General features: G+C 63.2%; 12 protein-coding genes and 1 pseudogene. 7 read left to right on the top strand and 6 right to left on the bottom strand.

Going from position 1 to position 12,161, the window contains the following annotated elements; all coding sequences use genetic code 11:
• The 5 genes and pseudogenes from Y703_RS18725 to Y703_RS18720 all read left to right on the top strand — a co-directional run.
• Positions 1–615, top strand: a pseudogene (locus Y703_RS18725) (ABC transporter ATP-binding protein); the annotation flags it as partial.
• Positions 612–1,259: an ABC transporter permease gene (locus tag Y703_RS0108255; protein WP_026552336.1), complete on the top strand. Its 648-nt coding sequence runs from the start codon at positions 612–614 to the stop codon at positions 1,257–1,259. The pseudogene Y703_RS18725 and the gene Y703_RS0108255, both read left to right, overlap by 4 nt.
• Complete coding sequence (locus tag Y703_RS0108250) at positions 1,259–1,984, top strand: ABC transporter permease (protein WP_026552335.1); 726 nt, start codon at positions 1,259–1,261, stop codon at positions 1,982–1,984. The genes Y703_RS0108255 and Y703_RS0108250 overlap by 1 nt, the downstream gene beginning before the upstream one ends.
• 31 nt (positions 1,985–2,015) lie before the next feature.
• On the top strand, positions 2,016–2,951 hold the full coding sequence (locus tag Y703_RS0108245) for an ABC transporter substrate-binding protein (RefSeq protein ID WP_081743445.1): 936 nt from the start codon (positions 2,016–2,018) through the stop codon (positions 2,949–2,951).
• An 89-nt stretch (positions 2,952–3,040) separates the two neighbouring features.
• Entirely contained in the window at positions 3,041–4,057 is a 1,017-nt protein-coding gene (locus tag Y703_RS18720; protein WP_216698875.1) for a YeiH family protein, read from the top strand.
• A 25-nt stretch (positions 4,058–4,082) separates the two neighbouring features.
• Here Y703_RS18720 and Y703_RS0108235 read toward each other — a convergent pair whose 3' ends face one another.
• From Y703_RS0108235 to leuC, 6 genes are all read right to left on the bottom strand, one after another.
• Positions 4,083–5,282, bottom strand: a complete 1,200-nt coding sequence (locus tag Y703_RS0108235; protein WP_035764286.1) for a D-alanine--D-alanine ligase family protein — start codon at positions 5,280–5,282, stop codon at positions 4,083–4,085.
• Between the two features lie 2 nt (positions 5,283–5,284).
• Positions 5,285–6,310: an NAD(P)H-dependent glycerol-3-phosphate dehydrogenase gene (locus tag Y703_RS0108230; RefSeq protein WP_026552332.1), complete on the bottom strand. Its 1,026-nt coding sequence runs from the start codon at positions 6,308–6,310 to the stop codon at positions 5,285–5,287.
• Positions 6,307–7,065 carry a lysophospholipid acyltransferase family protein gene (locus tag Y703_RS0108225; protein ID WP_026552331.1) on the bottom strand — a complete coding sequence of 253 codons (759 nt, stop codon included), beginning with the start codon at positions 7,063–7,065 and terminating at the stop codon, positions 6,307–6,309. Before Y703_RS0108225 ends, Y703_RS0108230 begins: the two co-directional genes overlap by 4 nt.
• Before the next feature lie 17 nt (positions 7,066–7,082).
• A complete protein-coding gene (gene murA, locus Y703_RS0108220) occupies positions 7,083–8,435 on the bottom strand; it encodes a UDP-N-acetylglucosamine 1-carboxyvinyltransferase (RefSeq protein WP_026552330.1) in 1,353 nt (450 codons plus the stop codon).
• 207 nt (positions 8,436–8,642) lie between these two features.
• Positions 8,643–9,242 carry a 3-isopropylmalate dehydratase small subunit gene (gene leuD / locus Y703_RS0108215; protein ID WP_026552329.1) on the bottom strand — a complete coding sequence of 200 codons (600 nt, stop codon included), beginning with the start codon at positions 9,240–9,242 and terminating at the stop codon, positions 8,643–8,645.
• Positions 9,243–9,251: 9 nt separating this feature from the next.
• The gene (gene leuC, locus Y703_RS0108210) at positions 9,252–10,733 is read right to left on the bottom strand and encodes a 3-isopropylmalate dehydratase large subunit (RefSeq protein WP_026552328.1); all 1,482 of its coding nucleotides are present in this window, start codon (positions 10,731–10,733) and stop codon (positions 9,252–9,254) included.
• 85 nt (positions 10,734–10,818) lie between these two features.
• On the opposite strand from leuC, the gene Y703_RS0108205 reads away from it, so the two are divergent.
• Positions 10,819–11,538: an IclR family transcriptional regulator gene (locus Y703_RS0108205; RefSeq protein ID WP_026552327.1), complete on the top strand. Its 720-nt coding sequence runs from the start codon at positions 10,819–10,821 to the stop codon at positions 11,536–11,538.
• A gap of 53 nt (positions 11,539–11,591) precedes the next feature.
• Entirely contained in the window at positions 11,592–12,152 is a 561-nt protein-coding gene (locus tag Y703_RS0108200) for a DUF1697 domain-containing protein (RefSeq protein WP_026552326.1), read from the top strand.
• The last annotated feature ends 9 nt before the right edge of the window (positions 12,153–12,161 follow it).

The raw sequence follows: 12,161 nt of genomic DNA, 5'->3' as shown, positions 1-12,161 counted from the left end.
CTCGCCGCCGATCCCCCAGTCATGCTGATGGACGAACCTTTCAGCGCCGTCGACCCCATTGTGCGCGCCGGCCTGCAGACCGAGTTCCTGCGGCTCCAGGGCGAGCTGGGTAAGACCATCGCCTTCGTGACCCACGACATTGACGAGGCAATCAAGCTCGGTGACATGGTGGCAGTCTTCAGGGAAGGCGGGCATCTTGCCCAGTACGCCGCTCCGCAGGAACTTCTCGAGAATCCAGCCAACGATTTCGTCGCCGACTTTGTGGGCCGGGACCGCGGCTTCCGCAGCCTGTCCTTCGACTCGGCCGACGCCCTGGTGCTGGATTCGGTGGACTCGGTCCGGTCCGGCGGCGAAGTTCTGGTGCTCGACGGGGCCGGCAGTCCCCTCGGCTGGGCCGGGCCAGGCCTCGCTGACGAAAAATCACCACTGTCAGTGGCGGGCACCTTCACCGCGTCGGATTCCCTGCGGGTAGTCACCGACCTTGCCATCAGCTCACCCGTCGGCATCGCTGTCCGGGTCAACGAGTCGGGCGTAGTTGACGGCGTTATCAGGCACCCGAGCCTGGTGCGGCAGCTGGATGAACGACGTCGTCAGCGTGCGGGGACCACCGCATGATCGACTACATCACCGGCAACCGCGAAATCATCTGGACCGCGTTCCAGGAGCATCTTTACCTGGCGCTGATTCCGGTCATTCTCGCGATCATCATCTCGCTTCCCCTGGGATACATAGCTGTCCGCTACAAGAAGCTGTACTACCCGCTGGTCAACATCAGCAGCATCCTCTACGCGATCCCCTCGCTGGCGCTGTTCCTGCTGCTGCCGCCAATCATCGGTACCGGCGTTCTGTCACCGCTGAACATCATCATCGCGCTCACCGTCTACAGCGTTGCGCTCATGGTCAGGGTGGTGGCCGACGGCCTCAACTCGGTGGATCCTGCCATCACCCAGGCGGCAACCGCCATGGGCTACCGACGGGTCAAACGCCTCCTACGGGTTGAACTGCCCATCGCACTGCCAGTCATGCTGGCAGGGCTGCGGGTTGCTACAGTTGCCAATGTGAGCATCGTCAGCGTTGGTGCGCTGATCGGCGTAGGCGGGCTGGGGGCACTGTTCCTTCGTGGCCTGCAGCTCGACTACCTGGCGCCGATCTATGTAGGAATCATCCTGTCAGTGCTGTTGGCAGCCACCTGCGACATCATCATTGTGTTTGTTCAACGACGATTCACGCCCTGGGTGCGTGCGGGAGGGCGAGCCTGATGGATTATCTTGAGTATCTGTTGGACCCCGAGCACTGGGACCTCGCCGTCAACGGCAACATCCCGTCGCTCGTCCTTGAACACCTCTACTACACGGTGCTGACGCTGATCATCGCCTCATTGATCGCGATCCCGGTGGGCCTGTACATCGGTCACACGGGCAAGTTCTCGTTTGTGGCAATCAACGCGGGCAATGCCGGCCGGTCGCTACCGACGCTGGGCCTGATTATCCTGCTGGTGACAGTGATCGGATTTGGGCTGCTGCCAGTGGTAATCGCCCTGGTGATCCTCGCCATCCCGCCGATCCTCACCTCTACCTACGCGGGTCTCAGGGCAATTAACCCCGCGTCGGTCGACGCCGCAAAGGGGATGGGCATGCGTCCCATCGAGATCCTGTTCAGGGTGGAAATTCCTATCGCCCTGCCACTGATCCTCAGCGGCCTGCGAAGCGCCACCCTGCAGGTTGTGTCGACAGCCACTGTCGCTTCCTATGTGGGCCTCGGCGGTCTGGGAAGGCTGCTGGTTGACGGTCTTGCACTGAATCAGTACGACCGAGTGATTGCTGGCGCCGTCGTCGTCGCCCTGTTGGCCATCATCCTGGACCTGATCGCTTCCGGTCTGCAACGGCTGGTGGTGTCCCCCGGCGTATCCGGGCGCGCACTGACCCGGACATCCAACAAACCCCCATCATCTTCCGTTGAGCCAGCATCGGCAACTGCGGGATAAGCTTGAGAAACCTGACCGAAAGGCACGACCCATGATAAGAAAACGCTCACCCAAACTGATGAGTAGTGTGGCGCTCTTCGGCGCAGCGGCCCTCGCACTTTCCGCTTGCGGCGGCGATCCGCTTGAGTCCGACGCCGGCGGAGAGTCAGTCGACGCCGAGACCATCGCGATTGGCTCCGCCAACTTCCCCGAGAGCGAACTGCTCGCCGAGATGTACGCCCAGGTCCTGGAATCCGAAGGGATCGAGGTTGAGCGCAGCTTCAACATCGGTGCTCGCGACCTGTACCTCGCGGCGCTCGAGGACGGGTCGATCGACCTGCTTCCCGAGTACAACGGCGCGCTGTACTCATCGCTCGTTGAAGGTGGCGCTCCTGAAGGCGTCACCGGCCCCGAGGAGGTCTACGACGCGATGGTCGAGGTGCTGCCCGAAGGCATAGTTGCCCTTGAGCAGTCGGAGGCTGAGGACAAGGACACGCTCGCAGTCCTTCCCGAAACCGCTGAGGAATTCGCCCTGGAGACCATGGATGATCTGACCGACGTCGCCGGCGAGCTGACGCTTGCCGCCGGCCCGGAGTTCTCCGAGCGTTTCCAGGGCCTGGTGGGTCTTGAAGAGGTTTACGGCATCACGTTCTCCGAGTTCCAGCCACTGGACGCCGGCGGACCACTGACCCGCGAAGCTCTCCTGAGCGGTGAGGTGGATGTCGCCAACATCTTCAGCACCGATTCGACGATTGAAACCGAGTCCCTGGTGGTCCTTGAGGACACCCAGAACCTGTTCCTTTCCGAGAACATCGTGCCGATCATCCGCGAGTCCAAGGTCACCGATGCGGTCACCGAGTCACTCAACGCGGTCTCGGAAGCCCTGACCACCGAGAACCTGACCGAGTACCTTGCACGGGTGCAGGTGGATAAAGAGTCCAGCGCGACTGTTGCCACAGCATTCCTTGAAGAGTACGACCTGCTCTAGACAGCTGTTGCCCATCCCGGCGGATTCCCGTCGGGATGGGCAATCTCCTTCTGCACGCCTCTTCACCCGAGCGCCCTGAAAGAAACCCAGTGACCACACAGCGCTCGGCCGCCACCGCGGCATTCCTGAACCTGCTCCCCGGAGTATTGGTCATGGCCGCCGCCGTCGCTCTTTCCCTCTTCATAGCCAGCCTTCAGGGCTTTATCGGCGCTCTGGTGGTTGCCCTCGGCCTCGGACTGCTGGTCCGCAACACGGGGCTGTTCCACCCCCGGATCCGGCCCGGCATCCAACGGGCCACCAAACGATTTCTGCGGCTCGGCGTCGTCGTCCTGGGCCTGCAACTCTCCCTCCCCGAGATCCTGAGCCTGGGCTTCCCCGTCCTCGCGCTCATCATCGCCTCGGTGTTCATCAGCTTCCTCTTCACCCGCTATATCGGCGAGCGGCTGGGACTCAGCCGTGCGGCGTCGACCCTGATGGCAGCAGGGTTCTCGATCTGCGGCGCGTCCGCGATCGCCGGTATGCAGAGTATTGTCAACGCCGACGACGACGAGGTGGCCAGCGCCATCGCGATGGTCACGCTGTACGGGTCGGCGGTGATCCTGGGACTCCCGCTCGTCAGCAACCTGCTGGGGCTCTCCCCCGAAACGTTTGGCATCTGGTCAGGACTCGCCGTGCACGAGGTGGCCCAGGTGGTGGCTACCGCCAGCACCGCCGGCGCCGTAGCCCTCGCCGTTGCAACCGTGGTGAAGCTCGGCCGCGTGGTGCTGCTTGCGCCCGTTGCAGCGTTTGTTTCCATTGGGATACGCCGGGCCGAGGGTGGCCAGCCCAGCGTGCCCGGACGGGTGGCGCCAATTGTGCCGCTGTTTGTGGTGGGGTTTCTGGCCCTGGTGCTGGTCCGGTCCACCGGTGTGGTGCCCGAACCTGTCCTCGACGTCGCGTCGTTGACTGCGACGCTGCTGCTCGCTGCTGCAATGTTTGGCCTGGGCACCGGCATTGACATCCCCCATCTGGCCCGGACCGGTGGAAAGAACCTGGCGCTGGGCGGCATCTCGACAGTGTTCCTCGGCGGCATCACGCTCGCCGGAGCGGTGCTGGTCACCGCCTAGGTCTTATCAGGAGACGCGGTCCGGGTCAGCGCAGCCCGGTCTTGCGGCTCAACGCCAGTTCGATCAGCTCGTCGATCAGCTCCGTGTAGGTGAGGCCCGATTTGGCCCACATCTGCGGGTACATGCTGATCGGGGTAAACCCGGGCATCGTGTTGATCTCGTTGATGATCAGGTCCCCGGCGAGAGTGTAGAAAAAGTCGACCCGGGAGAGGCCTTCAGCGCCGACGGCTTCGAACGCTGCCGCTGCCAGGGCCCGCACAGCCTCGCTGGCAGCTGGGGGCAGATCGGCCGGGCAACTCAGCTCGGCCGCAGCACCATCGACATACTTGGCCTCGAAGTCATACCAGTCGTGATCTCCCGGCTGGACGGCTATCTCGCCGGGTAGGGACGTCCGCGGCTCGTTGGTGCCGCGGCCCTGCAGCACCGCTACCTCGATCTCCCGACCACTGATGCCAGCCTCGACCAGCACCTTGGGATCGAACTCCCTGGCCGCTTCAATAGCGGCCGCGAGATCCGATGCCGAGGACACCCTGGTGATCCCCATCGAGGAGCCGGCGCGGGCCGGTTTGACGAAGGACGGGAAGCCCAACGCGGCCGCACGCTCAAGGCAGCTCCCACGCCCGGTGGCCCACTGCCGGTCGGTGATGACCTCGTAGGGCCCCACAGTAAGCCCGGCAGCGGCGAAAATCACCTTCATGTAGTGCTTGTCCATGCCCACTGCTGAAGCCAGCACCCCGGCGCCAACGTACCTGATGTCGGCCATTTCCAGCATCCCCTGCAGGGTGCCGTCCTCACCAAATGGTCCGTGCAGCAGCGGAACGACGACGTCGATGCCGCCAAGGCTGCGGGGCATCTGATCAGCAGCGGTGATCATGAGCTCGGTGGAGGCCAGATCAGCAGCACCACCTGAGCCACCAACAGCGCCCGAGCCCGGGCCCGACCCCGATGCGGCCAGGACCAGCGATTCGTCGGACGCGGGGACCTCCGGGAGGGTCGCCGAGCGGAGCGACCACTGGGAGGAATCTCCTGACACCTGGACCCACTGGCCGTTCCTGGCGATGCCGACCGGAATCACCTCATACTTGTCACGATCAATTGCCTCGAGCACTCCTGCGGCAGTGATGCAGCTGACCGCATGCTCGCTGGATCGCCCGCCAAAAAGGACCAACACCCGCGGCCGGTGTGGTGCGTCGTCGCCGGGGGCATCAGGAGGAACAGCAGTCACAGTCAGCCTTCGGATTTCAGATTGCGGGCAAGTAAGCGCTGCCCCAGGTCATGGACGGAGACGGTGCCCTGAAGCACCGCCACCACGTTCTCTGTGATGGGCATATCGACTCCAAGCTGTCCCGCCAGATCGAGAACCGCCTGGGCTGACTTGATGCCCTCGGCGGTCTGGTTCATGGTTCCGGTGACCTCGTCAAGGGTGAGCCCCTGGCCCAGCAGCCGGCCGGCCGTGTGGTTGCGTGAGAGCGCTGACGAGCAGGTTGCGATCAGATCGCCCATCCCGGCCAGCCCTGCCATGGTTTCAGCCTCGCCACCGAGCGCGACGGCAAGGCGGGTGGTCTCGGCGAGGCCGCGGGTAATGACCGAGGCCTTGGTGTTGTCGCCCATCCGCTTGCCTTCACAAATGCCGACGGCGAGGGCGATGACATTCTTGACGATCCCGCCGATTTCCACGCCGACCACATCGGGGTTGGTGTACGGCCTGAAGTAGCTGGCGGTGCACGCCGCAGCGATCCATGCAGCGACTTCCTCATCCGGGCAGGCCACCACCGATGCGGTGGGTTCCTGACGCGCAATCTCCAGCGCGAGGTTAGGCCCCGACACGACAGCGATCCGCTGGGCAGGGATATCCAGTTCGGCGGCGATCACCTGAGACATGCGGGCATCAGATCCCACCTCAAGACCCTTCATCAGCGACACCACCACTGCATCCTCGCGGAGCAGGTGCTTCCAGCCCTGCAGCTGAGGGCGCAACGACTGCGCCGGGACTGCCACGGCGACCAATTCAGCACCGGCCAGCACCTCGGCAATATTGGCCGAGCTGGTGATGTTCTCCGGCAACTCAGTGTCCGAGAGATACCTGCTGTTGCGGCGGGAGGTATTGATCTCCTCGGCAACGTCTTCGCGACGGGCCCACACCCGCACCTGGGTGCCGTGAGGGGCCCCGGCATCCGCCAGGATTTTCGCGAAAGTGGTCCCCCAGCTGCCGGCACCCAAGACGGCTACTACTGCTGGTGGTGTTCGCGTCATTGAGTCTCCTCGGTGTTACCTTCGTAATCCCTGCCGGTGCTCTTCTGGTGTTTGTCAGCTGGATTCCAGCGTTCGGCGGGCGGTGCCTCCTGGCGAAGCTCAGCGACCAGCACCGTCAACGCATCCACGATCCGCTCGGTGGCAGTATCCAGCACCGTCTTGGTGATGGGCTTGTCCACGAGGTCGGAGAAGTCGACTGGGTCCCCCACCATAACCCGCGAGGTTTTCCTGGGGAAGAGATAGAACCGTTTGGCGTACCGGGGGAACACCTCGTGAGCCCCCCAGTGAGCGATCGGTACTACCGGGGCGCCGGTTTGCAGGGCGAGCCGTGCTGCGCCGGTCCGGCCCTTCATCGGCCACATGTCCGGGTCGCGGGTCAGTGTGCCTTCCGGATAAACCACGATGCCGCCACCGGAGCTGATCGCCTCACGCGCTGCCTCAAGGGACCTGTTGGCGCCAGCCGTGGTCCGATCGACCGGCACCTGGCCGGTGGCATCGAGGATCCACCCCATAATGGGCACCTTGAACAACGATGCCTTCGCCAGAAAATGCGGAGTCACCTTCTGGTTGAAGAGAAAGTGACCTATCACCACCGGATCAATCTCGGTGATGTGATTCGGACAGACAATGAACCCAGTGTCCCGCGGCAGTTTCTCCGCCCCTGACCACTTCTTGGCCATCAGGGCGTTCATGATGGGCCGAACGGTCACGGCGAGCACGGCAAACGTCATGCGGGATCTTCTGGATTCAGTCATAGCTAAGTGCCGCGTTGCTAGCGGCCGTCCTCCGACGTGGTCGCATCAGTTGCCGGAGTGATATCGAAGTCAGCTCCGAGGCCTTCGAGCTTGTCCTGGAACCGCTCGTAGCCACGGTTGATCAACTCAATACCGGTGACCCGCGAGGTACCCTTCGCCGCGAGGGCAGCGATGAGGTGGCTGAAACCACCGCGGAGGTCAGGGATGTCGATGTCCGCCCCGGCCAGCTGCGCCGGGCCAGAAATGACTGCTGAGTGGAGGAAGTTCCGTTGCCCAAATCGGCACGGGACACTGCCCAGGCATTCGCGGTGCACCTGGATATTGGCACCCATCCGGATCAGCGCATCAGTGAAGCCGAACCGATTCTCATAAACGGTTTCGTGAACGATTGACACGCCCTGCGCCTGGGTCAGCGCTACTACCAGGGGCTGCTGCCAGTCGGTCATGAATCCTGGGTGCACGTCGGTTTCCAGGACAAGGGGGGACAGTTTGCCGCCGGGATGGTAGAACCGGATGCCGTCGTCGTCGACGTCGAATTCTCCACCGATCTTGCGATAGGTGTTGAGGAAGGCGGTCAGGTCCAGCTGACGAGCACCCTCAACGTAGATGTCGCCCTGGGTGACGAGTGCGGCTGATGCCCACGAGGCAGTTTCGTTGCGATCCGAGATGGCCTTGTGGTTGAACCCGGTCAGCTCCTTGACCCCCTCGATGCGGATGGTGCGGTCAGTCTGCACAGTGATGATGGCGCCCATTTTTTGGAGGACGGCGATCAGGTCCATGATTTCGGGCTCGACTGCTGCACCGCTGAGTTCAGTGATTCCCTCGGCGCGGGTGGCGGTCAGCAGCACCTGTTCCGTAGCGCCCACGCTGGGGTAGGGCAGGTCGAGCTTGGCGCCGTGCAGGCCCTTGGGCGCCGAAATGGAAATTCCGCCGGGACGCTTGTCCACCACTGCACCAAAGTTGCGCAGCACCTGCAGGTGGTAATCGATCGGACGATCCCCGATCTTGCATCCGCCGAGGTCGGGGATGAAGGCTTCACCGATGCTGTGCATCAGGGGACCACAGAAGAGGATCGGGATCCGCGAGTCGCCGGCGTGAGCGTCGATGTCCTTGGACTGGGCCATCTTCGCGCCCTTTGGATCCATACTGAGGTCACCGGTAACCGGGTCCTTGGTCACCTCCACACCATGCAGCTTCAGGAGGCTGGTGACTACCTCGACGTCCTTGATTTCGGGGACGTTCCGCAGGACCGAGGGAGCATTACCCAGCAGGGCGGCGACCATTGCTTTGGGCACCAAGTTTTTGGCTCCGCGAACGGAGACCTTGCCAGTCAGAGGGACTCCACCACGAATGGTCAGCACGCTTCCCATGAACACCTATTTCCTTCGATTTGCACACAACAGAGATTGCCCCCAAACCAGCAATTGCCTCCCGCTAAGCATAGGAGCATGTCCAACAAGACTGAAATAGACTCCCCGGGGCCACTGTCTGAAACTGCTTTGCCAGCTCATTCATTCCCCGCTGACGCGCCGGACCGAGCCGTCAGAATGACGTTGCTCTCAATCCGGGGCGGATGCTCAGGATCGGGCGGGGAGAGTCCTGGGCTTCCAGTCCGGCCGGGAGCCCTCATACTCGGTGATGGATTCCTCATGGGTCAGCGTCAGGCCGATGTCATCAAGGCCCTCCAACAGCCGCCACCGGGTGTAGTCGTCGATCTGGAACGGCGCCGTGACACTTCCGCAGACCACGGTGCGGTCCTGCAGGTCAACAGTCACCTCGGTGCCGGGATGATTCTCGAGGACCTTCCAGATCAGTTCGATGTCGTCCTGCACAACCTGTGCCGCGATCAGCCCCTGCTTGCCTGAATTGCCGCGGAAAATGTCAGCGAACCGGGAGGCCAGCACCGCCTTGAAGCCGTAATCCTTCAGCGCCCAGACCGCATGTTCACGCGATGATCCGGTACCGAAGTCGGGGCCAGCCACCAGAACTGAGCCGGCGTCGAACGGTGACCGGTTCAGGATGAAGTTCAGGTCCTTCCGCCATTCGGCAAACAATGCGTCCTCAAACCCGGTCCTGGTAATACGCTTGAGGTACACCGCCGGGATGATCTGGTCAGTGTCGATATTGCTTTGGCGCAGCGGCACACCGATGCCGGAGTGCTTGATGATCTTTTCCATGGGACTCTCCTAGGCGGCGTTCGAGGCGGCGGGGACGACGACGTCGTCAGGCTTGCCTGTGCTGGCGGGCGGAAGCGGGTCAAGATCCGACGGCGAGCTCAGCGTTCCACGCACAGCTGTCGCTGCGGCGACCACCGGGGACACCAGGTGCGTACGGCCACCCTTGCCCTGCCGGCCCTCGAAGTTACGGTTGGACGTCGATGCGCAGCGCTCCCCCGGCGCCAGCTGGTCCGGGTTCATGCCCAGGCACATGGAGCAGCCGGCGAACCGCCACTCGGCGCCGAAGTCCTTGAACACCTGGTCCAGACCCTCGGCTTCGGCATCCAGGCGAACCCGCGCCGAGCCGGGAACCACCATCATGCGGATGTCCGGGTCCTTGACCCGGCCACGGATGATGTCCGCCGCGATCCGCAGATCCTCGATGCGGCTGTTGGTGCACGAGCCGAGGAACACGGTGTCCACCCTGATATCTTTCATGGGAGTCCCGGCGTCGAGCGCCATGTATTCGAGGGCACGCTCGCACGCGGCTTTGTCGTTTTCGTCGGCGAAATCGTCGGGCGACGGCACCGCCTGTGACAGCGAAACACCCTGGCCCGGGTTGGTGCCCCAGGTGACGAACGGCTCAAGGTCATTGGCGTCGAGGGACACCTCGGCGTCGAACACTGCATCGTCGTCGGTGCGCAGTGTCCTCCAGTTCTCGACTGCCGAGTCCCAGTCGTCGCCCTGCGGAGCGTGCGGCTTGTCTTTGAGGTACGCGAAAGTGATCTCGTCTGGTGCCACCATCCCGGCACGGGCGCCAGCCTCAATGGACATGTTGCAGATGGTCATCCGCGCTTCCATCGACAGCGCCCGGATGGCCGATCCACGATATTCGAGCACGTACCCCTGGCCGCCACCGGTACCGATCTTGGCAATTACCGCGAGAATGATGTCCTTTGACGTGACACCGGGTTTCAGAGTGCCCTCGACATTGATGGCCATGGTCTTGAACGGCTTGAGTGAAAGGGTTTGGGTGGCCATCACGTGCTCCACCTCGGAGGTACCGATGCCCATCGCCAGGGCACCGAACGCCCCGTGCGTTGACGTGTGGGAGTCTCCGCACACCACTGTCAGGCCCGGCTGGGTGAGGCCGAGCTGTGGGCCGATAATGTGCACGATTCCCTGTTGCGCGTCGCCGAGGGAGTGCAGCCGCACGCCGAACTCCTTGCAGTTCGCCCGCAGAGTCTCGATCTGCGTTCGGCTTGTGAGGTCAGCGATTGGCTTGTCAATATCCCAAGTGGGGGTGTTGTGGTCCTCGGTGGCGATGGTGAGGTCCGGGCGTCGCAGCGGCCTGCCGGCAAGACGGAGTCCTTCGAAGGCCTGTGGCGAGGTGACCTCGTGGATCAGGTGAAGATCGATGTAGATCAGGTCAGGCTGGGATTCAGCACCCTGCACCTCGCCTTTGCGCACAACGTGTGCGTCCCAGACCTTCTCTGCGAGCGTGTTGCCCATGACCGGTTCCCTTCGGTGCTGTTCCATCTGTTCCGCTACGTGTCTGCAGCTTGCGTCTCAGATAATGAGACGGCAATATCATCTTATGGACAATATTAGCGGTGTAGGGGTCATCGACAAAGCTGCGACAGTACTCGACGCCCTGGAAGCGGGTCCCACCACCTTGGCGCAGCTCGTTGCCGCAACCGGGCTGGCCCGCCCGACCGTGCACCGGCTCGCCCAGGCGCTGGTGCATCACCGCCTGGTCAGCCGCGACATACAGGGCCGCTTCGTGCTGGGCAGCCGGCTGGTCGAACTGGCAGCGGCAGCCGGGGAGGACCGATTGATCGCATCGGCGTCCCCCGTTCTGTTGCACCTCCGCGACGCGACCGGCGAAAGCGCCCAGCTCTTCCGCCGGCAAGGCGAATGGCGGGTGTGTGTTGCCTCGGCTGAGCGCCCGATGGGTCTCCGGGACACCATCCCCGTGGGCACCCAACTCTCAATGAAGGCCGGCTCGGCGGCCCAGTGCCTGTTGGCCTGGGAGGACCACGACCGCCTTCTCAAAGGTCTTCAGGAGGCGCGGTTTACCCCTGCCGTGCTGGCAGGAGTACGACGTCGGGGGTGGGCCCAGAGCCTTGGCGAACGCGAAGCGGGAGTCGCCTCGGTATCCGCCCCAGTACGGGGTCCATCTGGCCGGGTCATCGCTGCGGTGTCGATCTCAGGGCCGATGGAGCGGCTTACCCGTCAGCCTGGACGTATCCACGCTGAAGTGGTGATGAACGCTGCCCAGCAACTGACCCACGCGGTCGGCAAGAACGCTGACTGATCGACCCACAACTCCGGTGGCGGTAGGGTGTGGCCATGACTGAGGGTGTGGCCATGACTGCCTATGCGGTCTTCCTGCGCGGAGTCAACGTTGGCGGAATCAATCTCAAAATGGCTGAGCTGCGGGCAGCAGTTGAGACACTCGACGTCAGTAACGTGGTGACCCAACTCGCATCCGGGAACCTCACCTGTACCACGGCTCGGTCGGCCGCTGAGCTCAAGGAGGCAGTCGAGTCGCTGTTGCGGTCCACCTTCGGGTACGACGCCTGGGTAGTGATCCTTGACGCCAACCGGCTGCGCGTGCTGGTCGATGCCTGTCCCTTTCCGACCGATGACTCCACTACTCACACCTACATCACGCTCTTCTCTGACCCTGCTGCGCTCGCTGACCTGGTGGATGCCGTCGAGAAGGCCAACACGCCCCAATCTGATTCCCCTGGAGTGATCGACGATTTCCTTGTATTGGGGCCGGAGGCCGCCGCGTGGCTCGCGCCACGAGGGGGCACCCTTGAGTCACCGCTGAGCAAACTCACCGCCAAACCGCGGTTCAAAAACTCGACCACCACCCGGAACCCGAGAACCCTGCACAAGTTCCTTGCCGCTCTGGACGCCTAGCCGACGATG

Origin of the sequence: Arthrobacter sp. H20 (assembly GCF_000520515.1) — a bacterium.
Lineage (GTDB): Bacteria > Actinomycetota > Actinomycetes > Actinomycetales > Micrococcaceae > Arthrobacter_D.
Note: the sequence above shows the minus strand (reverse complement) of the source record. Positions and strands in the feature narration are given on the sequence as shown.